Origin of the sequence: Tundrisphaera macrotermitis, assembly GCF_051175315.1 — a bacterium.
In the GTDB taxonomy this organism is placed as follows: Bacteria; Planctomycetota; Planctomycetia; order Isosphaerales; family Isosphaeraceae; genus Tundrisphaera.
Genome location: NZ_CP195100.1, coordinates 5,577,147 through 5,599,758, shown reverse-complemented (window position 1 = coordinate 5,599,758; position 22,612 = coordinate 5,577,147). Strand labels below are relative to the sequence as shown.

Below are 22,612 nucleotides of genomic sequence, written 5' to 3'. Positions count from 1 at the left end.
GGATCAATCCTTGCTTGTGAGGGCGACGGCCGGGCGTGCCGGATGCGCCTTGACCTGGTGGGGGATGGCGGCGCCGATGGCGGCTTCCACCAGTTCTTTCTGCTCGCGGTCGTGGATCGTGTGCGAGCCGGTTGCCGGGCTGGCGCTGGCGTCGCGGCCCACATACTCGAAGTCGTGGCCGGTCAGGTCCTTGAGGCGCGGGGCCACGAACGACCAGCCGCCCATGTTGTGCGACTCCTCCTGGGCCCACACCCATTCCTTGACGGCCGGGTAGCGATCGACGACCGCCTTCAGGGCATCGCCCGGCCAGGGATAGAACTGCTCCAGGCGGACGATGGCCACCTCGCGCGACTTGTTGAACTCGTCTCGCTTGGCCATGAGGTCGTAGTAGACCTTGCCCGAGCAGAGGACCACCCGCTTGACCCGTTCGGGCGACACGGTGTCGTCGATGACCTCGCGGAAGCTGCCTGCCGTGAATTCCGACACGCTGGAGACCGCGGCCTTGTGGCGGAGCAGGCTCTTGGGCGTCATCACGATCAGGGGCTTGCGGAAGTCCCGCTTCATCTGGCGGCGGAGCAGGTGGAAGTATTGCGCCGGGGTGGTGGGGTAGACCACCTGGATGTTGTCCTCGGCGCAGAGCTGGAGGAACCGCTCCAGGCGGGCGCTGGAGTGCTCGGGGCCCTGGCCCTCGTAGCCGTGGGGCAGGAGCATGACCAGGCCGCTGGCCCGGTTCCACTTCGATTCCGCCGAGCTGATGAACTGGTCGATGATGACCTGGGCGCCGTTGACGAAGTCGCCGAACTGGGCCTCCCAGAGGATCAGCATGTTCGGCTCGTCGAGCGAGTAGCCGTAGTCGAAGCCGAGCACGGCGGCCTCGGACAGCAGGCTATCGTAGACGCAGATCTCGGCCCCGTTGTGGGAGAGGGCGTTGAGCGGGACGTGGGTCTCGCCATCCTGGGTGTCCACCAGCACCGCATGGCGATGGCTGAACGTGCCCCGGCGGCTATCCTGGCCGCTGAGCCGGACCGGGGTCCCCTCGGCCAGCAGCGAGCCGAACGCGAAGGTCTCGCCGAACGCCCAGTCGATCCCCTCGCCGCTCTCGAAGGTCTTGAGCCGGGCGGTGAGCTGGCGGCCGATCTTGGGGTGGATGTGGAAGGTTTCGGGGACCGAGGTGGTGGCCTGCGTGATCCGGGTCAGGACCTCGTGCGGTACGCCGGTCTCGATCGGCTCGAAGCGATACTTGGGCTGAAGACCCTTCCACGGCCCGCCGAACCCGGTCGAGGGGAGGGGCTTGGGCGTCTGATGGTGGACCTCGTCGTAGACGGCCTGGAGCTTGTCCTTGAACGTCTCGGCGATCGTCTCGGCCTCGGCCGCCGTCATCTCGTTGGACTCGATCAGGGACTGGGTGTACAGGGCGCGGATCGTCGGCCGGCCGTTGATCCGGCTGTACATGAGCGGCTGGGTGAAGGCCGGCTCGTCGACCTCGTTGTGGCCATGCTTGCGGTAGCAGACCAGGTCGATCACCACGTCGCGGCCGAACGTCTCGCGGAAGTCGAGGGCCATCTCGGCGACGTAGACCACCGCCTCGGGGTCCTCGCCGTTGACGTGGAAGATCGGCACCTCGATCATCTTCGCGACGTCGGTGCAATACCGGGTGGACCGGCTATCGACGGGCGAGGTGGTGAACCCGATCTGGTTGTTCACGACGACATGGACCGTGCCGCCGGTCCGATAGCCGCGGAGCTGGGACAGGTTCAGCGTCTCGGCCACGAGGCCCTGGCCGGCGAACGCAGCGTCGCCGTGGATCAGGATCGGCACGCCGAGCTTGCGGTCCTTGTCCTTGAATCGCCTCTGCTTGGCCCGCATCCGCCCCTCGACCACCGGGTTGACGGCTTCGAGGTGGCTGGGGTTGGGGGTCAGCGACAGGTGGATCGAGTGGCCATCGGCGGAGATGTGGTCGCCCGAGAAGCCGAGGTGATACTTCACGTCGCCATCGCCGGCGACGGTCTCCGGGAGGTTATCCTCGAACTCGGCGAAGATCATCCCGTACGGCTTGTCGAGGATGTTGGCCAGGACGTTGAGGCGTCCACGGTGGGGCATGCCCAGGACCACTTCCTTGACGCCATGCCTGGCCGAACGCTCGATCAGGGCGTCGAGCAGGGGGATCAGCGTCTCCCCGCCTTCGAGCGAGAACCGTTTGGCGCCGACGAAGTGGCCGTGGAGGAACTCCTCGAAGAGTTCGGCCGCGTTCAGCTTGAGGATGATCCGCCGCTTCTGGCGGATGTCGAGCTGGGGCCGATTGCGCGAGGCCTCCATCCGCTCGCGGAGCCAGGCGCGGATCGGCTCGTTCCGGATGTGCATGAACTCGACGCCGATCGTCCGGCAGTAGGTCTCGCGGAGGGCGGCGAGGATCTCGCGCAGGGTCGCGCGGCTCGCACCCGGCAGGCGCGTATGGAAGGACTTGTCGAGGTCCTCGGCGGTGAGGCCGAAGGTCTCGGGGTCGAGCAGGGCCTCGGCCTCGCCGGGCTTGCTCAACTTGAGCGGGTCGAGGTCGGCCAGATAATGGCCGATCTCGCGGTAGGTATCGGTCAGGCGGGTGACCTTGGCCTGCGCCTCGAAGTCGTCCGGGGTCGATCCCTCGGCCCCGCTGCGCGATTGACCCAGATCATATCCGTCGAAGAAGGCTTGCCAGGTCGCGTCGACCGAGGTCGGATCGAGCTGCCAGAGCCGGTAATTCTCTTCGATCAGCCCGAGATTCTGCCGGTTCGCGACCGTCGAGCGATTCATGGGAGCTTGATCCCCTGGGGGCGGCGCGGGCGACGCGGCCCCAGTCGATTAGACGTGCTTCGCCAAAACTTGGGCGAGGACTTGCGCCGTCCTGAGGCACATGTCTCCTCCGCCCAGCATACCGAAATCAGGACAGGACCCAAACCCTGTTCGTCGGTCTCTCTGCAATAGTATAGAGCCCCGACGGACCGGCGGCAGGTTCATTGCCCGATGACCCGCGACGTCGGCCCCCCGCGATGGGCCCAACTCGCATTACGTTCAAAGTCGCCCGATCCACCGATGATCTGAAAATTTCTCCCCCAGGAGCCGCCGTGCCCGCCCCATCGGGATGAGCGTATCTCCCTCCTGACCCATTGGTTGCGACGCCCCCAACTCTCCCGAGATCGCTTCGATTATTTTTGCCCGGGGGAGGGGGAGATTGGTCAGAAACTCCGCATGGGTCCGTTCCGCGCGATAAGACGGTCGACGAGGGGGCATGGGCAAGTAGCGATCCACGAGGTCGAGCGGGAAATCGTACAGGATGCTCGCATGGATCATCATCATCGTGCGCAGTCGTCGCTGGGCACTCCCGGAGAACTTCCGGCCTCCCAGGGTCAAGTCGCCCGATCCCTGGACATCGACCGCGGGGCCCGCCTGCCGCAGGGCCGAAGCGATCCGCCCGAGGACCGCCCGCTGGGCCAGGTCCACGGACAGGAACTCCGGGTCGGCGGCGATCGGCACGACCACGGTCACGTTGAGGGCACCGGGCCCGATCACCACCGTGCCGCCGCCGCTGGACCGGCGTGCGATCGTCACGCCGTCGTCGCGGCAAGCCTCGACGTGGACTTCCGCGGCGATCCGGCACGAGGCGCCCAGGATGACCGCGGTCTCGTCCGCCTCCCAGAACCGGAGGACGGCCGGATGGCCGGATTCCTCCGCTTCGATCAGCAGGGCTTCATCGGCGGCGAGGTTGGCCGGGATCCCGGGCAGGGTGAAGTCGATGGCGGTCTGCGCTGGCCAGGTCACGGGCCGATCCGCCTTTTTGGCACGAAGTTCAATGGGCGAAGGACTTGATCGCGGCCGGGGAGTCGGCGACCATCTCTGCCATCCAGAAATCAGGCATCGACCGGAGGTCCGACCGGATGACAATGGAAACACCCGAAGTCTATCGCCTGGACCATTTCCGGGCGAGGAGAAAGGTCTTCAAGCTCCTGGGGGCGGGCTTCACCCTGGAGACCACCGATGGCCGCCCGCTGGCCCGCTCGGAGCAGAAGGCCTTCCGCCTCAAGGAAGACATCCGGATCAACGAACCGGGCGGAGATGGGGCCGAACTTCTCCGGATCAAGGCCGATCGCATCGTGGACTTCAGCGCCGCCTATCGGGTCGATGATGCACAGACCGGGGAGCATATCGGCACGCTGAGGCGGAAGGGCTGGTCCTCGATGTTCAAGGACTCGTGGGAGATCCTCGACGCCGACGGGGTGGTCCGCGGCAAGGTGGTCGAGGAAAGCACCTGGAAGGCGTTGGCCCGCCGGTTCGTGGACGCGGCCTCGCTGTTCCTGCCGCAAACTTTCAACATCGAGGTGGATGGGCAGGTGGTCGGCTCGATGCGCCAGCACTTCAACCCGTTCATCCAGAAGTTCGACGTCGACCTGAGCCAGGACACGGATCAGCTCCTGCCCCGCCCCCTGGCCGTCGCGACCGTCGTCCTCCTGCTGGCCATCGAGGGCCGGCAGAGGGGGTGATCGGCCCGGCCCGCCGCACTCGGCCGGCCTGCGACCCGGAATTGAGGGTCGCAGGCCCGGGCCGTGCGGATCTTATTCGTCCTTCTTGAAGACGTTGTGGCAGTTGGCGCAGGTCTTGTTGAGGGCGGTGAAGGCGGTCTTGGCCTCTTCGGCGGTTGCCTTGGGCTTGGCGGCGGCCTTGGAGACGTCCTCGGCGGCCTTGGTCATCTCGTCCATCAGCTTGGTCCATTCGGCGAGCGGCTTCTTCTCCTTCTCGGCGAAGTCCTTCAGCTCGCGCGATTCCTTCCCGACCTTGGCGATGATCTCGGCGTTCTTGCCGATCGAGTCGCCGGCCTTCTTGAATTCGGCCTCGTTGCGGGTCGCCTTGCGGAGCGCTCCGTTCGCCTTGTTGACCTGGGTCATCGACTTCTGGAACGGGGTATCGTCATCGTCGGCCGCAAACGACAGGCCGGCGAGGGCGGAGACGCTGACGGCCAGGATCGCGAACTTGCGCAGCATGAGCGAGGCTCCAGGATCGTTGGGACGAGAGGCGTGCCGGTTGGAAGGCCTCTAAAGTATAGGGCGCCAACGCCGCGATCAAGCCTCACCCGCCCCTCGTGCGAGGTCGGGCCGGAACGGTTATTTCGCGGGCCGCATCCCTGGGGTACACTCCTGGGGTGCCCGCAATGCCGCGACGTCCCCAAGCCCCTGCGAATGACCATGCCCGAGCCGTTCGATTACAAGGCGTCCGGAGTCGACCTCGACGCCTATGAGCAGACGATGGCCGCCTTGCCCCCGCTGCTCCGGCGGACCTACTCGCCCCGGGTCATGGACTGGCCGGGCGGTTTCGCCGGGCTGTTCCGGCTCGATGACGGCATCCGCCTGCTGACCCGCAAGTATCACGACCCGGTCCTGGTGGCCTCCACCGACGGCGTGGGGACCAAGCTCAAGCTGGCCTTCGCCACCGGCCGGCATGAGACGGTCGGGATCGACCTCGTGGCGATGTCGGTCAACGACTGCCTATGCGCCGGGGCCGAGCCGTTGATGTTCCTCGACTACGTCGCCATGAGCAAGGACGACCCCGAGCTGACCCGCAAGGTTGTCCAGGGGATCAGCGACGGCTGCATCGAGGCCGAGTGCGCCCTGATGGGGGGCGAGACCGCCATCCTGCCCGACTTCTATAAGTCGGGGGAGTATGACCTGGCCGGCTTCGCCCTCGGCGTGGTCGAGCGCAAGCAGGTGCTGGACGGCCGCGAGATCCGCCCCGGCGACAAGGTGATCGGGCTCGGAAGCTCGGGCCTCCACTCCAACGGCTACAGCCTGGCCCGGAAGATCGCCTTCGAGGGGGCCGGGCTCCAGGCCGACTCGTTCGTGCCCGAGTTCGGCGCGACGGTGGCAGACGAGTTCCTCCGCCCGACGAAGATCTACACCCGGGCGCTCAAGACGGTTTATCGCCATTACCGGGTCAAGCGGATCGTCCACGGGATCGCCCACATCACCGGCGGCGGGCTGATCGACAACCCGCCTCGCATCCTGCCCGACGGCTGCGCGATCCGCCTGCGGAAGTGCTGGGACGTGCCGCCCGTCTTCCCGTGGATGCAGAAGGTCGGGAACATCCCCGATGAGGAGATGTTCCGCGTCTTCAACATGGGGATCGGCATGGTGCTGGTCGTCGCCGAGTACTACGCCGAGGCGATCGCCCGCTACCTCCGCTCCGAGGTCAAGCAGCCGGCCTGGGTGATCGGCGAGGTCGTCGAGGGCGAGAAGGGCGTGACCTGGGACGAGTCGCCCGCCGCCTGAGGCGGGCTCTCACGGCCCGGGCGATCGATCAGCCCCCGACCCCGGGCCGGCCCAGGCTGGCCGTCTGCCGGGCCCGGGTCAGGGCGTCGTTCAGGAAGGCGATGAAGTCGCCGGGGGAATTCCAGCCCCCCATCTTGCCGATGAATCGGCCCTCGGCGTCGACGACCACATAGTTCGGGTTGGTGGCCTCGTCGGTCAGCTTGATCTCGCGGTCGAGGTTCTGCTCCGCGAGTTCGGTCCGCTGCTCCTTGGTGATCGAGTTGATCGGGACGAAGTCGGTGTAGAGCTGGATCGTGACGAATTCGCCGAGGACCTTGGCCACGTCCTCGCGGGGCAAGACCTGCTGCTCCATCAGGCGGCAGTTGGCGCAGTTGACCCCGGTGAAGTCGATCAGGACGGGCTTGCCGGTCGCCTTGGCGGTCTCGATGGCGGCGTCGTAGCTCATCCCCCACGCGACGCCGTGGAAGGCGACCTGCTCCCGCTCCGCCTTCTTGGGATCGGACGACGAGGCCTCCGCCGTCCGGCGCTCCCCGCCGCCTCCGCCGTGGCTCTCGGCCTTGAGGTCGCCCGCATCGGCGGGCAAGAGCCCGACCACCGTGTACCAGAGCGGGCTCTGGGGAGGACGCCCGAACAGGGCCGGGGCCAGGAACAGGGCCAGGCTGAGGAACGCGCAACCGAAGACGATCCGGCCGGGCCCGACCCCGGCGTCGCCGTGGTCGTGGTCGGTCTTGAATAGGCCGAGGAGGTAGATCCCGCAGATCATTGCCAGCACGACCCAGATGGTCAGGACGGCGTAGGCGTTGGTCCAGGCCTCCTTCGGCACCACGAACGCGCATTCGGCGGTGTTGAGGAACTTGAACGCCGCCCCCAGTTCGATCAGGCCGCCGACCACCTTGACCGAATTCATCCAGTCGCCGCTCCTGGGCATCTTCGCCAGCAGGCCCGGCGACAGGGCGAGCAGGAAGAACGGGAACGCGACGACCGAGGCGAACGTGATCATCCCGATGATCGGCCGGAAGTATTCGCCGTTGGCCATCGCCACCAGCAGGGCCCCGACCACGGGGAAGGTGCAGGTGAACGAGGTGATCGTCAGCGTCAGCGCCATGAACATGACGCCCACCAGCCCGCCCCGGCTCTCCCCCTGGACCGAGGCGTTGAGCAGGGCATTGGGCAGCCGGATCTCGAACAGCCCGAGCAGGCTCAGGCCGAAGACGATGAACAGGCCGGCCACCCCGAAATTCAGCCAGGGATTGTTCGCCAGCTTGGACAGCGAACCGGCGCCCAGGAAGACCGAGAACAACGCTCCGATCGCCGTGAAGATCCCGATGATCGCCAGGCAGTAGGTGATCGCCAGCCCGGTCGCGTTGCCTCCGCCCTTCTTCTGGCCCTGCTTCACGAAGAAATTCACCGTCACCGGGATCATCGGCCAGACGCACGGCATGGCCAGGGCGAGCAGGCCCCCACCGGCGCACAGGACGAGGAATCCGAGGAATCCGCCCCGGTCCGATTTCATGGACGACAATTCGAGATGGCCGGTGAGCGAAGCCTGCTCGGCGGTGTCATCGGTCGACCTGGTCTCCGAGGCCGGTACGATCGGGGCAGGGGGGGTGATCGCCGCGACCGGAGCCGCTGCCGGCACCGTCCCCCCGGACTCGACGGTCAAGGTCGCCGCCGGGAGGGTCCACTGGCCGGGGATGCTGCACACCTTGGCGCAGATCATGTAGCCCGCCTGGACCTGGACCGTCTTGCTGCCCGGCGTGGCATCGGCGGGGATCAGGAGCGGGAGGCTCCAGGTCACCTCATCCTCGTAGAATTCGACATATTCCAGCTCCTCGAAGGCGGGATCCTTCTTCTGGATCGGCGCCCGAGAGGCCGCCCACTCCCCCTGGGGGGTCAAGCCGGCGGGATCGAAGAGGTCGAAGGTGGTGAGCTTCGGCCCCGGGCCGTCCGGCTGCACCTTGGCATACTTGTAGAGATGCCAGGGCGGGTTGATCCTGGCCGTGACCCGGAGTTGGACCGTGTCGCCGGGCCGGGCGGTCGCCGGCTCGATGGCGGTGGTGAAGGCGACATCCTTGGGCTTCGCCCGGGGGTTGCTGTCCTTCTTGGCCGGCTTGGCGGGGGACGCGGACGGGGCCTCGGCGGAGACCCGCACCAGCGAGGCGTCGGCCGGGATATCGTTCATGACCTCGGGCGGGGGAGCCGCACCGGCGGCCTTCGGCTTGATCGTGAGGGAGACGTCGGGCAGGGTCCACTGGCCGGGGAAGCTGCAACTCTGGTCGGAGCAGAGTTGGTAGGCCGCCTGGCACCTGAGGGTCTTCTTGCCCGGGGCGGCGTCGGCGGGGACCGTGAGCTTGATGCTCCAGGTCACCTCCTCCTCGTAGAATTCGAGGAAGGGGATGTCGGGAAACGCCGGCTCGTTCTTCTGGATCGGCGGCCGCGACGGCGTCCATTCCCCGACGACCTTGAGGCCGGCCGGGTCGAAGAAGTCGAACTGGGTGAGCCGGGGTCCGTCGTCCGGCTGGGTCTTGTTATAGGCGTAGATGTGCCAGGTCGGCTCCATCCGGGCCGTGACCTTGTAGGTGACCGTCTCTCCCGGCCGGGCCTCGGCCGGGGTGACGCTGGCGGTCAGCGTCGCGTCCTTGGGTTGGGCCCGCTTGTTGCTGTCCTTCTTGGCCGGTTGCAGGTCGGCCGCCGGGGCGGCCGGGGGGCTGAACGTCATCAGGGCGAGCAAGACGGCCGACGCGAGCCGGACGCACGACGTCGCGGACCGTGGCCGGTGAAGTGAAAGGCTGATCACGTCAAGTCCCCCGGGGAAAGCCGTCCGGGCGGAGCATCCCTCCGCGCGGCGATGGCCTTATCCTAAGGCCAATCCGGGGGAGGGACAAGGCGACCCCCACCCGGTCAGGACGGCACCACGCCCCGCACCACCGCCCGCCAACAATGGAGCGTGATCGACCCGTCGGATCCGGCGACCGGGCGGAATCCGCGGGCCGACCTCCCCGCCAGCAGCGCGTCGCGGACCTCATCCTTGGGCCTGGCGGGGGTGCCGCGGTCGAACCATTCGTCGAAGTCGAGCGTGAAAGGCTCCTCGAACAGGCGGAGCTCGCCCAACCCGGCGAGCGCCATCAGATCGGCGATGCGGCCGGCCGTGTAGTTCGCGGTGTGGGTCCGATCCCGGGCCCATTCGAGGTCGCGATGCCATTCGGCCCGCGCCGGGTCGGGGTCGGTGGTGTGGTCGCTCAGGATCACCACGCCGCCGGGGCGGACCAGTTCGACCTGGCGGCCGATGAATCGTTCCGGCTCGGCGACGTGGTGGAGGACGTAGCGGGACACGGCGGCGTCGAACGGGCCCCCGTCGATCGGGTCGTACAACGACTGGCGGGCGAACCGCGCCCGGTCGCCGAACCGCGCGCATCGGACGCCGGCACGATCGACCATCTCGGCGGACAGGTCCACGCCGGTCACCCGATGGCCGGCCTCCGCGAAGACCTCGCTGACCAGCCCCGGCCCGCACCCCGCGTCGAGGATCGAAGCCGACCCGGGCAGGTCCGCGAACCGGACCAGGCGGGCGAGCGCGGCGGGATCGGTCTGGACCGGGGCCTTCTCGAACTGGGACGCCTGGCCGTCGAAGGCCGCGGACAGATTGCGGTCATGGTCGCCTGGGGACGCTTCGTTCATGGTCGGTGGCTCGATCCGTTTTGGAGGAAAGTGGGGCCGGGTCGGATGCCGATCGGGATCTCAGTCCCTCAGAGCATCGAACCAAGCCGCTGGTTCGATCGCAATTGAATCGAAACCGCAACACGGAAAACTTCCGAGGATTGATCTCGCCCTTTGCGACGAATGCGTCGTATGATCGAGGGTCGATCGCCTTCATCCTTGGTTCTCGCCCGATCGGGACTCCACGAGCTTGTTCAACCGGTTCCGCCAGTTGCCCATCCTCTGTCTCGTCCTGTCCTGCCTGGTCGCCTGGCCGGAGCAGTACCCGCTGGCGTCGATCAACCTTCCCGGCGCCGACCGTGCACCGGCGTTCCCCACCTTGGTGAAGGCCGACGCCTCGGTCCGCGGGGTCGATGCACCGACCGCCCCCGGGTGGTCGAGGGAATCCTCCTCGCTGGATGATGCGGAGGACTCGGACGGCCAGCCCGAGGCCCGGACCATGCTCCCGGGCCCGGCCGATCACCGGATCCAACTCCCCGGCCTGATCCCGGCCACCGCCACGCTCCGGCCCTCCGCCCTCGGCGGGCACCGGCAGGCGTTCGCGCTGGCCCCTCCGTTGCGCTGCTGAGGCAGGCTGCACGGTCCCTCCACCATCCGCTCTCGCCTTCGGAACCATCCCACGCCCGCGCGTGATCGGATCGGGGCCCTGGCCAGACGCGCCCGATCGCACCCCGTCGCCGGCCCTCCTCGCGCAGGGCCGTTCCGGTCGGCTTCATCGCCCCATTCGAAGGCGTCATCCCCATGGTCTACTTGATCATCAAGTGGAGCCTGCATAACCGATTCATCGTGATCCTGGGCATCATGGCCCTGATCGCGGCCGGGGTGCACTCCGCGCTCAATCTCAACGTCGAAGCGTATCCCGACCCGACGCCGCCCCTGGTCGAGGTCATCACGCAGAACCCCGGCGCCAGCCCCGAGGAGATGGAGCGGCTGGTCGGCATCCCGATCGAGACCGCCCTGAACGGCATGCCGGGCCTGGAAGACCTCCGCAGCACGTCGATCGCCGGCCTCAACGACATCAAATGCCAGTTCGCCTACGGCACCGACTACTGGTCGGCCCGCCAGGAGGTCATCAACCGGATCGGGCAGGCCGAACTCCCCGAGCACATCAGCCCGAAGCTTTCTCCCTGGAGCCCGACCGGCGAGATCGTCCGTTACGTCCTCGAAGGGCCCGGATACACCACCAAGCAGATCAAGGCGGTGCAGGACTGGGTCCTCAACCGGGCGCTCAAGCAGGTGCCCGGCGTGATCGACGTGACCGGCTACGGCGGGGAGATCAAGCAGTATCAGATCCAGGTCGATAGCCGCCTGCTCAAGCAATACAACGTGACGCTCCAGCAGGTGGAAGACGCGGTCCAGCGGTCCAACGCCAACGTCGGCGGCGACATCATCACGCTCGGCACGCAGGCCCACAACGTCCGGGCCGTCGGGCTGCTGGGCGGCGGCGTGGACCCGCTCGACCCGCTGCTGGTGGCCGACGCCCAGGCGATCGAGACCGGGAAGATCCAGGACATCAACGACGTGGTGGTCACCTCCACCAACGGCGTGCCGATCTACGTCCGGCAGCTCGCCAACGTGGTCATCGATCATCAGCCGCGCCAGGGGAAGGTCGGCCGGAGGCTCAAGGAGAAGGACGGCAAGCCGGTCGCGATCGACGAGGACGACGTGATCGAGGGCATCGTCCTGATGCGGAAGTACGAGAAGTCGATCCCGGTGGCCAGGGCGGTCGAGGCCAAGCTGAAGGAGATCGAGTCGTCGGGCATCCTCCCGCCCCGGATGAAGATCCGCGTCTTCAACCAAAGGACCGACCTGGTCAGCGTCACGACCGAGAACGTGATGCACAACCTCGTCGTGGGCATGGCCCTGGTGGCGGGCGTCCTGTTCATCTTCCTGGGAGACCTGATCAGCGCCGGGATCGTGGCGCTGGTGATCCCCCTGGCGCTGCTGTTCTCGGTGACGGTCCTGTACCTCCAGGGGAAGTCGGCCAACCTCCTGTCGATCGGTGCCGTGGACTTCGGGATCATCGTCGATAGCTCGGTGATCATCGTCGAGAACATCTACCGGCACATCACGGCCCACGGGGCCGACCGCACCCGGCCTTTGATCCAGAGGATCGCCGAGGCCTCGCACGAGATCGAACGCCCCCTGTTCTTCTCGACCACGATCATCGTGTGTGCCTTCCTGCCTCTCTTCGTGATGACCGGGCCGGAGGGGGCCCTCTTCGGACCGATGGCCAACACCTATGCCTTCGCCATCTTCGGCGCCCTGGCGATCGCCGTGACGCTGGCCCCGGTCCTCTGCTCGTTCCTGTTCCACAACAAGCACGAGGAGAAGGACACCTTCATCGATCGCCTGATGAAGCGGCGCTACCTCGCGGTCCTGGGCTGGATCCTGAACCACCGGCCCATCTTCCTCGCCTTCCTCGCCGGCCTGCTCGCCTTCACGGCCTCGCTGGTACCGGGGCTGGGCGGGGAATTCATGCCGCAGTTGGAGGAGGGGAACCTCTGGATCCGGGCGGTCCTGCCCCGGACCGTGTCGCTGGAAGAAGCCTCGCGGATGGCCCCGAAGCTCCGCGAGGTGATCGCCTCGGTCCCCGAGGTCCGCAACGTGATGTCGCACATCGGCCGGCCCGACGACGGGACCGACGTGACCAGCTTCTTCAACCTGGAGTTCAACGTCCCGCTCAAGCCGATGGAGGAGTGGCGCGAGGGGATGACCCGCCCGATGATCGAGGACGAGCTGTCCCGCCGGTTCGCCAAGTTCCCGGGGATCAGCTTCAACTTCTCGCAGTTGATCCGGGACAACGTCGAGGAGGCCCTCTCCGGCGTGAAGGGGTCCAACTCGGTCAAGATCTTCGGCACCGACCTGAAGACCCTCGAAGACGCCGGCCAGCGGGTCGTCGGGCTCCTGCGGTCGGTCCCCGGGATCGAGAACGTGGGCCAGTTCCACATCCTGGGCCAGCCCAACCTGGAGATCAAGATCGACCGCCGGGCCTGCGCCCGCTACGGGATCAACGTGGCCGACGTCGAGGCGGCCGTGCAGGTGGCCATCGGCGGCAAGGCGTTCTCGCAGATGGTCGAGGGGGAGAAGCTTTATGACATTGTCCTGCGGCTCCCGGTCGATCTGCGGGACGATCCCCACGTGATCGAGCGGATCACGGTGGACATCCCCGCCACGCCCACCACGCCGGGCAGCCGGATCCCGCTCTCCCAGCTGGCCCACATCGAGCCCCACAAGTCGGGCGCCTCGTACATCTACCGCGAGAACAACCGCCGCTACATCCCGATCAAGTTCGACGTCCGGGGCCGCGACCTCGCCTCGGCCATCGAAGCGGCCAAGCAGGAGGTGGACCACCCCGAACATGGGGCCAAGCTCCCTCGCGGCTACGAACTGGAGTGGTCGGGCGAGTTCGCCCAGATGGAAGCGGCCAACGCCCGCCTGATGTGGATCGTCCCGGTCTCGATCGGGCTGATCCTGATGCTCCTCTACACGGCGTTCAGCTCGATCAAGGATGCCCTGCTGGTCATGGCCAACGTGGTCACGGCCACGATGGGGGGCGTCTGGGCGCTGAAGCTGACCGGGACCCCGTTCAGCATCTCGGCGGCGGTCGGCTTCATCTCGATCTTCGGCGTCGCGGTCCAGAACGGGGTGCTGCTGATCTCCTACTTCAACCAGATGCGGGCCTCGGGCATCCCGGTCCGCGAGGTCGTGATCCGGGGCTCGGAGCTTCGCCTCCGGCCGGTCGTCATGACCTCGCTCACGGCGATCCTCGGCCTGCTGCCGGCCGCCCTGGCCAACTCGATCGGCTCCCAGGCCCAGAAGCCGCTGGCCATCGTGGTGGTCGGCGGCATGTCGGCGGCATTGCTCCTGACCCAGTACCTGATGCCGGTCCTCTACAGCTACTTCCCGGCGCCCGACGGGCTGGATCAGGAAGTCAGCGGACTCGGCGACGGCTCGTTCATTCCCGATCACAACGCCCAGGGGGAGGGGATCTGATGGATATCTCGACGTCCGTGGCGATGGCCGAGGCCGCGCCGCATCAAAACGAACCCAACCGGGGAGTGGCCGGGCATCGGCCGGCGGACCCGTCGCGGAAGAAGCGGTCGGTCCCCTGGGCCCTGATCGTCACGTTCCTCATCGTCGGAGGACTCGGGGCCGGGGCCGCGAAGCTGGGGAAAGCCAGGCTCATCAAACTCTACGAACAGGCCCGCCGTCACATCCCGGGGCATCACGAGCCGAATCCGGTCCAGCCCACGATCGCCCTGCCCAAGCCCCGGCCCTGGGATGGGACGATCCGGCTGAGCGACGAGGACGCCACCTCGATCGGGCTGAAGCTGGTGCCGGTCCAGGCGCAGGTCGTGCCGATCAAGCTCGAACTCAGCGGCCGCACCGACTATGACCACTCCACGCTCAACAAGATCCGCCCCCGGTTCGACAACGCCCTGGTGCAGCACGTCTACGCCACGACTGGCCAGATGGTGAAGCGGGGCGAACCCCTCTTCGAGCTCTACAGCTCGGACCTCGCCGCCGCCAAGAACGACTGCCGGACCAAGTACGTCCAGTGGAATCACGACCGCAATCTCATGATCGCCCGCGAGCCCCTGGCCAAGAGCGGGGGCATCACCCAGGTGCTCTGGACCGACACCCAGAACTCGGAGCAGAAGAGCCGCCTCGACTACGACGTGGCCCGCGACCAGCTCATCACCTACGGGATGAACCGCGCGGAGATCGATGGCCTGCTCAAGAATCTCGCCAACGACGGCGTCCCGAGCGGTTCCGCCGCCAACGAGTCCAACGACATCTCCCGGATGGTCGTCCTCTCGCCGGTCGACGGCCTCGTCGTCGAGAAGGAGGTGGTCCCCGGCAACGTCTACGACAGCAAGGACAACCTGATCACGATCTCGCCGATGGACCGCCTCTGGGTCTGGGGCAACGTGTTCGAGTGCGACCAGGATAAGGTCCGGCTCGGCCAGACCTGGGACATCGACTTCCCCTACCTCAACGACCACGTCGAGGGGAAGGTGGAAAGCATCTCCAGCCGCGTCGATCCCGACACCCATACCGTCCGGATCCGCGCGACGATCCCCAACCCGGGCAAGCGGCTGAAGTCGGACATGCTGGTCCGCGCCACGCTCCTGATCCCGCCCGAGGGGGGGGATACGGTCATCCTCCGGGGCAGCCTGACGGTGATCAACGGCCAGTATTATGCCTTCGTCCGCAAGTCACGCGACGGCGACGGCGATCGCTTCGAGCGGAGGAAGCTCGACGTCAAGCAGGAGGGGGCCGAGGCCGTGGTGGTCGGTCGCGGGCTGGCCGTCGGCGAGGAGGTCGTGAGCCTCGGTTCCCTGATCATGGCCCAGATCTACGAGGACCAGGCGACCATCGCCACGGGACAGCCGCTCCCCTGATGCCGCCGGTTGGAGTGGCGGACATTTTCCCGGGCGGCGCGGGCCGCCAGGGATTTGACCGCCCCACCCGGCAGGGATAGGATCAATCGAGTCAGGTCATGTCCGGCCGCGGATCCTTCCGCGACCCCCGATCGAATCCAACGCGAGGGAGGGGTGGAACATGCCGCTGTTCGAAGTGGAAACGACGTCGCATATCATGATCGCGTGCGCCGATAACGAGGCCGCCGCACGCGGGTTCGCCGCCGAGAACTATCCCCAGGAGGAAGTCGTTCGGGTCAGCCACCGGCCCAGGGACGCCTGGGTGATCTCCAAGAACCTGCTGGGCATCACCAAGGCCGGCGACCCCTGCGTCAAGGCGCGCGATTGCCTGTCCAAGGCCCAGGGCGACAAGCTCCACGCGGTCCGGCTCTACATGCAGCAGACCGGCACCGACCTGGAAGGGGCCCGCAAGGTCATCGAATCCAACATGGCCCTGGGTTGGTGACGGCCGGCCGGCGGTCGCGGGGTGGGACCGGGTTCGAGACTTGAGTTTGGCGCGCAAACTGCCGATCTTCTCGGGACACGACAGATCGTATCGGCCGGAGCGTCGCGATGTCCAAGGTCATCAGCCTGATCCTCGGGGGAGGGCGGGGCACTCGCCTCTTCCCCCTCACCCGTTCCCGCAGCAAGCCGGCCGTGCCGATCGGCGGGAAGTATCGCCTCATCGATATTCCCATCTCCAACTGCATCCACTCCGGCCTGAACCGGATCTTCGTCCTCACCCAGTTCAACTCGGTGAGCCTGCACCGCCACATCGCCAACACCTACACGTTCGACCCGTTCGGCGGGGGGTTCGTGGAGATCCTGGCGGCGCAGCAGACGATGCAATACGAGGGGTGGTATCAGGGGACGGCCGACGCCGTCCGCCGCAACATCCCCCACTTCACCGAATCGTCGTTCGACCTCGTCCTGATCCTGTCCGGGGACCAGCTCTACCGGATGGATTTCCGGGACATGATCCGCAACCACATCGAGAACAAGGCCGAGGTCTCGATCGCCACGCTCCCCGTCCCCGAGGAGGAGGCCAAGGCGTGCGGGATCATGCGGGTCGAGACGAGCGGCCGCGTCATCGACTTCGAGGAGAAGCCCAAGACCCGCGAACTCCTGGACCGCGTCCACACCGACCCGGAGTGGATGGCCCGCCTGGGGATCGAGGCCGCCGGCCGCCCCTACCTGGCCAGCATGGGGATCTACCTGTTCAATCGGTCGACCCTGATCGACCTGCTGGCCTCGGGCAACGCGACCGACTTCGGCAAGGAGTTGTTCCCCCAGGCGATCGCCAACCACCGCGTGCAGGCCCACCTGTTCGACGGCTACTGGGAGGACATCGGGACGGTGGGCGCCTTCCACAAGGCGAACATCGACCTGACGCGCCCGAACCCCCCGTTCGACTTCATGTTCGCCGACCACCCGATCTACACCCGGCCCCGCTACCTGCCCTGCTCGCGGATCGCCGGGGCCAAGGTCACCGACAGCCTGATCTCCGACGGTTGCGTCATCGGCAAGAACTCGGTGATTGAGAATTCCGTGATCGGCGTCCGGGCCCAGATCGCCGAGGACGTCGTCATCCGCAATTGTTACCTCATGGGCGCGGATAGCTACGAGTCCCAGAAGCAGCTCGATACCAACATCCGGGCCAATCGCCCCCACGTCGGGATCGGCCGGGGCTCGGTGCTCGAAAACGCCATCATCGACAAGAACGCCCGGATCGGGCAGGGCGTCCGGATCGTCAACGAAGCCGGGATCGTCGATTCCGAGGATGCCCCGCACTACGTGATCCGCGACAAGATCGTGGTGATCCCCAAGTTCACCATCCTCCAGGATGGGATCACGATCTGAAATCGTTCGACTTCGACTCAAGTTTCGCCACGGGTGGTCCGACCTACAGGATAGCAGCATCCTGTATGGCACCCGTGACGAGGCTTGGTCATGCTGACGCACGCCATGGTGATGGTCGCGCTCGTTTCGACGATCGCGGGGCCAGGATTACGGCGCGGACCCTTGCTGGTCGGCGGCAGCGACCCGGCCCGGGGCGTGCTGGTCAACCATAACCCGGGCGTGCCCCCCTTCGCGCCGCCCGACCCGTCGCGGCCGACCGTGGTCTTCATCCACGGCTTCAACCCGATGCCGCGTACCGTCCATTTCACGATGGCCGAGCGGCTCGCCGATGGCCTGAACCGGCGCGGGCTTTCGAATCAGGTCAATCTTCTCGCCTGGGACTGGAACGCGGCGACTTTCGACTCCCTGAGCGTCCGCAGCAATGTCGAGGACGCGGTCGGGCAGGGGCACCTGCTGGCCGCGGCCCTGATCCGCGCGGGCGTCGCCCCATCCCGGACCCACCTGATCGGCCACAGCGCCGGGGGTTTGGTCGCGACGTCGGCCGCCTGGGACTTCGCGACCCTCTACGGGCAGCACGCCGCCCAGTTGACGCTGCTGGAACCGGCGGCGTTCTACCACGATGTCATCTTCGGGCGGCTGTCGGCCGGTTCGCTGGCCTCGCGGGTCGAGAACTACTGGTCCCCCGGGCCGAGCGCCTTCGGACGCGAAGTGGCGCAGGCCGGGGTCCAGAATCACCGGGTGGCCGGGCCGACCCCGTTCGTGGGGGTAGTCTGCCCGCTCCGCTCCAACCACCTTTCCCTGGTGCGTTGGTACGCCGACTCGATCGCCGACCCCAACCAGCCCGCCGGGTTCAACGCCAGCTTGCTCCTCGCCGGGCGATGACGGTCGACCGCCCGGCCCGGGAATCGGCTCAGATCAGGACCGGCTTGCCCAGCAGGCGGCGGACCACCGAGAACTGGCCGGCGTGCATCAGCGTGTGATTGGCGGTCGCGATGAAGACGTCGCCGAGGGTCGGGGCGAATCGGATCATGTCTTCGCTGGGCGGGCGATCGAGTTCGGCCTCGGTCATCTTTTCGAGCGCGGCGACGGTCGCGGCACGCGTCCGGTTCAGCAGGTCGAGATATTCGGCCTTGGTCAAGAATCCGTCCGGCCCATCGTCCGAGGCGCAAGACGGGCCGTGCTTCTCCATGAACCCATCGGGCAATGCGGGGTATTCCGCCTCGGGGATCTGCGACTTGACCAGGAACAGGTCGCCGGCGATCACGTTGCCCAGCTGCCAGGCGATGTGATTGGCCTTCGGCACGGGCCGGACCAGAAGGTCGGCATCGGAGAGATCCGACACGAGCATCTCGGTCAAGTGCCGGGTGGAGAGCAAGGAACTTTTGATGGCGGCGATCGCATTCATGGCAACTCGTCCTCGGGCCGTCAGGTCGATCGTCGAACCGTCGATGATCGACGCATCTGTCTATCACAGCACCCGAGACCATGCCAGGGGGATCATCGGGGGCGGATCGCACCGCCTCGCCCTCCCCCTCGGGAGTTGAAGACGCCGCCCCGGCGGGGATAATGGCGATCGCCTGAACGCAGGCCACGACCCCGGCCCAAATCTCGTCCGAGAACCGCCATGAAGAAGATCCGCTGGGGCATCCTGAGCACGGCCAAGATCGGCGTCGCCAAGGTCATCCCCGCCATGCAGAAGGGGGAGCTGACCGAGGTCGTCGCGATCGCCTCCCGGGGCATCGACCGCGCCCGCGAAGCGGCGACCTCGCTGGGCATCCCCCGGGCCTACGGCTCCTACGAGGAACTTCTGGCCGATCCCGAGGTGGACGCGATCTACAACCCGCTGCCCAATGACCTCCACGTCCCGTGGTCGATCAAGGCCCTCGAAGCCGGCAGGCACGTCCTCTGCGAGAAGCCGATCGGCCTCACGTCGCGGCAAGGCCGGGAGCTGGCCGAGGCCGGGGCACGCCACCCCGGCCTGAGGCTGATGGAAGCGTTCATGTACCGCCACCACCCCCAGTGGGTCCGGGCCAAGGAGATGGTGGATTCCGGGCGGATCGGACCGCTGAAGACGATCCAGACCTTCTTCTCGTTCTTCAGCGACGACCCCTCCAACATCCGGCACGACCTCGCCAAAGGGGGCGGGGCCCTGATGGACGTGGGGTGTTATGCCATCTCCCTTTCCCGATGGCTCTTCGATGCCGAGCCCGACCGCGTGATCGCCCACGTCCAGACCGACCCCGCCTTCGGCAACGTCGACCGGACCTCGTCGGCGGTGCTCGACTTCGCCGGCCGGGGCACGGCCTCGTTCACCTGCTCGATGGCGGTGGCCCCGCTCCAGGTGGTCCATGTCGTCGGGACCAAGGGGCGGATCGAGTTGTCCGAGATCCCGTTCAACGCCCCGCCCGACCGGCCGTGCGCCCTCCGGGTCCAGGTCGGCGACGGGCCGGTCGAGCGGATCGAAGTCCCGGCCTGCGATCAGTACACGATCCAGGGCGACCTCTTCGCCCGATCCATCCTCGAAGACGCCCCGGTCCCGACGCCGATCGAGGACGCGATCCGGAACATGGAAGTCATCGAGGCGATCCTCGCCTCGGGCCGATCCGGCGGCTGGGAGAAGCCGGCCCGGGCCTGAGCCATCCCGGACCAAATCCGCAGGGGGGCGGGCCGCATCCCGGCCTCGGCCCCCCCTCTCGGTTCAGGCCGGGGCCACGGGTGGCGCGGCGGGCTGCTTCCGCGTCCACCGTTCCCGCATCCGTTCGCCCAGGGTGAGGCAGGCGGGGAGGAACAGGATGTTGCCCAGGGTGCTGCCGGCGGTGGCCACGGCGACCATCACGCCGAAATTCGAGAACGGGGCGAACTCGCTGAAATAAAGAACCAGGAAGCCCAGGGCCACCGCCGTGCTGGACAGGATCACGCCCGGCCCGGTCACGGAGTAGGAGGCGAACAGGCTCGGCTCGAACCCCTCGACCTTCCTCAGCCGGCGGAACTGGAGCAGGCAGTGGAACGTGTCGTCCACCGACAGCCCCAGCGCCACGCTCGCCACGAGGGCGGTGCCCAGGTCGAGCTTGATCCCCAGCCAGCCCATCAGCCCGAGCACCAGCCCGACCGCCAGCAGGGTCGGGAGCAGGGCCAGCGCGGCCAGGATCGGCCCCCTCAGGGCGATGGTCAGCATCAGGAGGATGCCGGCCACCGAGTATCCGAAGGTCGACCACTGGGTCCGGATCACGGCCTCGGTGGTCCGGGTCATCAGGAACGATAGGCCGGTCAACTCGGTCTTGCCCAGCCTCTTCGAGATCTCATCGATGGCCCGGACGAAGATCGCCGCCTTGTCCGACGCCGGTTGCTGCTCGACGAGGCGGAGCAGGATCCGCGCCTGCCGGCTGTCGGGATTGTAGAAGCCCCGGAGCAGCTCGGCCTGGGGCGACGCGGCGATCAGTTCGAGCTTGGTGGCCAGCACCCATCGGGCCGCCTCGTCCGAGAGCGCGGCCAGCCTGCGGTCGGGGTCGAGGACCGTGGCCAGGCTCAGAACATAGGACGGCCTGGGGGGGGACTCGGCCAGCAGGGCATCGCCGGCCGCCTCCATCTTCGCCAGGACGTTGCGGTCGATCGTCGCGGGGACCGGGGCGATCATCTCGACCACCCCGATCCCGCCGAGCCGCGACTCGACGGCGCGATAATCCTGCACGACCCGCGTCTCGGGCATGAACGCGTTGATGTAATTCGACTCGTAGGTCAGGCGCGTCATCCCCAGGGCGATGGGCGCCACGATCGCCACGATGCCCAGCACGATGAACAGGGGCCGGCGGACCACCCATCCGGTCGTCCAACCCACGCCGGCGCCCACCCGGGAACGCGAGCCGAAGGCGGCGGGCAGGTCGAGCCGGAACGGCGGCAGCATGGCCGAGGGGGCGATGGCCATCACCAGCAACGAGGCCAGCAGGGTGCACGACCCCATGATCCAGCCGAACTGGCGGATCGGCATCACGTTGCTGGTCACCAGCGCCCCGTAGCCGATCGCCCCGGTCATGGCGCACCAGAAGATCGGCAAGGAGACGGCCCGGAGGGTCGAGCGGGCGGCCACTTTGCGGTCGGCCTCACGCCGGCGCTCGTCCCGGAAGTGGATCGCCAGGTGGCTGGCCGCGGGCATCGTCAGGACGATGATCTGCGCCACCAGGGGGCCGCCGGAGAGGGCCAGCTTCAGCCCATAGCTGACCATGACCCACTCGGTGGCCAGCCAGACCAGCCAGCCGGCCAGGATCGGCACGACGGCCCACCACAGGCTCCGGGTCGCCGTCAGGGTGACGATCCCGATCAGGATCATCCCGACGACGGCGAGGCGGCGGCCGTCCACCTCGATGCTGCTGAACCCGTCGGCCAGCAGGACCGGCGGGCCGACGATCGCCGGCCGGCCCAGCTTGTGGCGGGCGGCGAAGGCGTCGGACTTCTCCCGCAGGGCCTTGACCGTGTCGGTAACGACGTGTTCCTCGGTCTTCATCAGCCGGACGACGAGGGCCGTCGATTTGGCCTCGGCATCGATCAGGGTGCCCACGATCAGCGGGTGGGAGGTGATCCGCTTCTTGAGCACCTCCAGCCCGGCGGCGTCGGCCGACCGGATCGCCGATCCGATGGTCAGGGCATTCCCCGACCCGGCCATGTCCAGGTTCTTGATCCGATCGCGGATCGCCGTGAGGGCCCGGTCCCGGAGGAACCCCGGCAGCTTCTGCATCTGGATCAGGCCGTCATCGACCTGCCAGAGCTGGGGCATCGCGTCGAGCGACTCGACCCGGACCACCCCCTTGATCTTCGCCGGGCCGAGCGTCCGGGACAGCTCGGCCACGCGGGCGATGCCGTCCGCGGTGAGCAGGTCGGGGTCGGCGTAGGAGACGAAGACGAAGTTGTCGTCTCCGAAGGCGGCCGACGCCCGGTTGTAGTCGACGATCGCCGGGTCGTCCTCGGAGAAGAACGAGCGGATCGACTGCTCGTAATCCACCCTCTTGCCGGCGATCATGAGCAAGGCCAGGACCAGCGTGACGGCGGCGAGGAGGATGTGGCGGGAGCGGAGCAGGAGGTCGATCACGGGGGGGAAATCCATCGGTCCGGGTCGGACGGTCGGTGACATGCCCGACCCGCATCCTTCCGTGGTTGTAGGCTCCCCGGCCCCCGCTGTCGAGCCATCTTCCCCGCTATCCTCTCCCTCGTCCTAATCCGCCAGTCCTCCCGGGCGCGTGGAGGCCGCATTCCGCCGACGTGAGGGACCGCCGGGGGCCTTCGATGGCGGTAGCCCCGCGCATCGAATCGCGAGGTCGTGTAGACTGG

Annotated in this window: 16 protein-coding genes; 9 read left to right on the top strand and 7 right to left on the bottom strand. The window is 67.4% G+C overall.

The window, feature by feature from the left end; genetic code table 11:
• Positions 1-3: 3 nt before the first annotated feature.
• Together TA3x_RS22705 and TA3x_RS22700 are read right to left on the bottom strand one after the other, a co-directional pair.
• Positions 4-2,787, bottom strand: coding sequence for a 2-oxoglutarate dehydrogenase E1 component (locus TA3x_RS22705; RefSeq protein ID WP_435016958.1), 2,784 nt, complete (start codon positions 2,785-2,787; stop codon positions 4-6).
• A gap of 258 nt (positions 2,788-3,045) precedes the next feature.
• Positions 3,046-3,792 (bottom strand): lipoate--protein ligase family protein, encoded by a 747-nt coding sequence (locus TA3x_RS22700; RefSeq protein ID WP_435016957.1) that lies wholly within the window; start codon positions 3,790-3,792, stop codon positions 3,046-3,048.
• 116 nt (positions 3,793-3,908) lie between these two features.
• Here TA3x_RS22700 and TA3x_RS22695 point away from each other — a divergent pair, with 116 nt between their 5' ends.
• Positions 3,909-4,511 carry a hypothetical protein gene (locus tag TA3x_RS22695; protein WP_435016956.1) on the top strand — a complete coding sequence of 201 codons (603 nt, stop codon included), beginning with the start codon at positions 3,909-3,911 and terminating at the stop codon, positions 4,509-4,511.
• Between the two features lie 72 nt (positions 4,512-4,583).
• On the opposite strand, the gene TA3x_RS22690 is transcribed toward TA3x_RS22695, so the two are convergent.
• Positions 4,584-5,009 carry a hypothetical protein gene (locus TA3x_RS22690; protein ID WP_435016955.1) on the bottom strand — a complete coding sequence of 142 codons (426 nt, stop codon included), beginning with the start codon at positions 5,007-5,009 and terminating at the stop codon, positions 4,584-4,586.
• Between the two features lie 201 nt (positions 5,010-5,210).
• On the opposite strand from TA3x_RS22690, the gene purM reads away from it, so the two are divergent.
• Complete coding sequence (purM, locus tag TA3x_RS22685) at positions 5,211-6,290, top strand: phosphoribosylformylglycinamidine cyclo-ligase (RefSeq protein WP_435016954.1); 1,080 nt, start codon at positions 5,211-5,213, stop codon at positions 6,288-6,290.
• 28 nt (positions 6,291-6,318) lie between these two features.
• Here purM and TA3x_RS22680 read toward each other — a convergent pair whose 3' ends face one another.
• On the bottom strand, positions 6,319-9,087 hold the full coding sequence (locus TA3x_RS22680; RefSeq protein ID WP_435016953.1) for a cytochrome c biogenesis protein CcdA: 2,769 nt from the start codon (positions 9,085-9,087) through the stop codon (positions 6,319-6,321).
• A gap of 104 nt (positions 9,088-9,191) precedes the next feature.
• Complete coding sequence (locus TA3x_RS22675; protein ID WP_435016952.1) at positions 9,192-9,968, bottom strand: class I SAM-dependent methyltransferase; 777 nt, start codon at positions 9,966-9,968, stop codon at positions 9,192-9,194.
• A gap of 229 nt (positions 9,969-10,197) precedes the next feature.
• On the opposite strand from TA3x_RS22675, the gene TA3x_RS22670 reads away from it, so the two are divergent.
• The 6 genes from TA3x_RS22670 (at position 10,198) to TA3x_RS22645 (ending at position 18,175) form a co-directional block, all read left to right on the top strand.
• Positions 10,198-10,575: a hypothetical protein gene (locus TA3x_RS22670; RefSeq protein ID WP_435016951.1), complete on the top strand. Its 378-nt coding sequence runs from the start codon at positions 10,198-10,200 to the stop codon at positions 10,573-10,575.
• Between the two features lie 173 nt (positions 10,576-10,748).
• Positions 10,749-14,003: an efflux RND transporter permease subunit gene (locus TA3x_RS22665; protein ID WP_435016950.1), complete on the top strand. Its 3,255-nt coding sequence runs from the start codon at positions 10,749-10,751 to the stop codon at positions 14,001-14,003.
• The gene (locus tag TA3x_RS22660) at positions 14,003-15,415 is read left to right on the top strand and encodes an efflux RND transporter periplasmic adaptor subunit (RefSeq protein WP_435016949.1); all 1,413 of its coding nucleotides are present in this window, start codon (positions 14,003-14,005) and stop codon (positions 15,413-15,415) included. Before TA3x_RS22665 ends, TA3x_RS22660 begins: the two co-directional genes overlap by 1 nt.
• A gap of 160 nt (positions 15,416-15,575) precedes the next feature.
• Positions 15,576-15,899: a DUF6793 family protein gene (locus TA3x_RS22655; protein WP_435016948.1), complete on the top strand. Its 324-nt coding sequence runs from the start codon at positions 15,576-15,578 to the stop codon at positions 15,897-15,899.
• Positions 15,900-16,006: 107 nt separating this feature from the next.
• The gene (locus tag TA3x_RS22650; RefSeq protein ID WP_435016947.1) at positions 16,007-17,293 is read left to right on the top strand and encodes a glucose-1-phosphate adenylyltransferase; all 1,287 of its coding nucleotides are present in this window, start codon (positions 16,007-16,009) and stop codon (positions 17,291-17,293) included.
• Positions 17,294-17,383: 90 nt separating this feature from the next.
• Positions 17,384-18,175 carry an alpha/beta fold hydrolase gene (locus TA3x_RS22645; RefSeq protein ID WP_435016946.1) on the top strand — a complete coding sequence of 264 codons (792 nt, stop codon included), beginning with the start codon at positions 17,384-17,386 and terminating at the stop codon, positions 18,173-18,175.
• A gap of 28 nt (positions 18,176-18,203) precedes the next feature.
• Here TA3x_RS22645 and TA3x_RS22640 read toward each other — a convergent pair whose 3' ends face one another.
• Positions 18,204-18,698, bottom strand: coding sequence for a DinB family protein (locus tag TA3x_RS22640; RefSeq protein WP_435016945.1), 495 nt, complete (start codon positions 18,696-18,698; stop codon positions 18,204-18,206).
• A 219-nt stretch (positions 18,699-18,917) separates the two neighbouring features.
• Here TA3x_RS22640 and TA3x_RS22635 point away from each other — a divergent pair, with 219 nt between their 5' ends.
• The gene (locus tag TA3x_RS22635) at positions 18,918-19,928 is read left to right on the top strand and encodes a Gfo/Idh/MocA family protein (protein ID WP_435016944.1); all 1,011 of its coding nucleotides are present in this window, start codon (positions 18,918-18,920) and stop codon (positions 19,926-19,928) included.
• 63 nt (positions 19,929-19,991) lie between these two features.
• Here the strand turns inward: TA3x_RS22635 and TA3x_RS22630 are convergent, their stop codons facing one another.
• Positions 19,992-22,388, bottom strand: coding sequence for an efflux RND transporter permease subunit (locus TA3x_RS22630; protein ID WP_435016943.1), 2,397 nt, complete (start codon positions 22,386-22,388; stop codon positions 19,992-19,994).
• Positions 22,389-22,612: the final 224 nt, after the last annotated feature.

Bases quoted from the DNA above. Each gene is read 5' to 3' on its own strand.
- TA3x_RS22650 (WP_435016947.1), top strand. From the start codon at position 16,007: ATGTCCAAGGTCATCAGCCTGATCCTCGGGGGAGGGCGGGGCACTCGC.
- TA3x_RS22695 (WP_435016956.1), top strand. From the start codon at position 3,909: ATGACAATGGAAACACCCGAAGTCTATCGCCTGGACCATTTCCGGGCG.
- TA3x_RS22645 (WP_435016946.1), top strand. From the start codon at position 17,384: ATGCTGACGCACGCCATGGTGATGGTCGCGCTCGTTTCGACGATCGCG.
- TA3x_RS22675 (WP_435016952.1), bottom strand. From the start codon at position 9,968: ATGAACGAAGCGTCCCCAGGCGACCATGACCGCAATCTGTCCGCGGCC.
- TA3x_RS22705 (WP_435016958.1), bottom strand. From the start codon at position 2,787: ATGAATCGCTCGACGGTCGCGAACCGGCAGAATCTCGGGCTGATCGAA.
- TA3x_RS22660 (WP_435016949.1), top strand. From the start codon at position 14,003: ATGGATATCTCGACGTCCGTGGCGATGGCCGAGGCCGCGCCGCATCAA.
- TA3x_RS22635 (WP_435016944.1), top strand. From the start codon at position 18,918: ATGAAGAAGATCCGCTGGGGCATCCTGAGCACGGCCAAGATCGGCGTC.
- TA3x_RS22690 (WP_435016955.1), bottom strand. From the start codon at position 5,009: ATGCTGCGCAAGTTCGCGATCCTGGCCGTCAGCGTCTCCGCCCTCGCC.
- TA3x_RS22655 (WP_435016948.1), top strand. From the start codon at position 15,576: ATGCCGCTGTTCGAAGTGGAAACGACGTCGCATATCATGATCGCGTGC.
- TA3x_RS22630 (WP_435016943.1), bottom strand. From the start codon at position 22,388: ATGGATTTCCCCCCCGTGATCGACCTCCTGCTCCGCTCCCGCCACATC.
- purM (WP_435016954.1), top strand. From the start codon at position 5,211: ATGCCCGAGCCGTTCGATTACAAGGCGTCCGGAGTCGACCTCGACGCC.
- TA3x_RS22640 (WP_435016945.1), bottom strand. From the start codon at position 18,698: ATGAATGCGATCGCCGCCATCAAAAGTTCCTTGCTCTCCACCCGGCAC.
- TA3x_RS22665 (WP_435016950.1), top strand. From the start codon at position 10,749: ATGGTCTACTTGATCATCAAGTGGAGCCTGCATAACCGATTCATCGTG.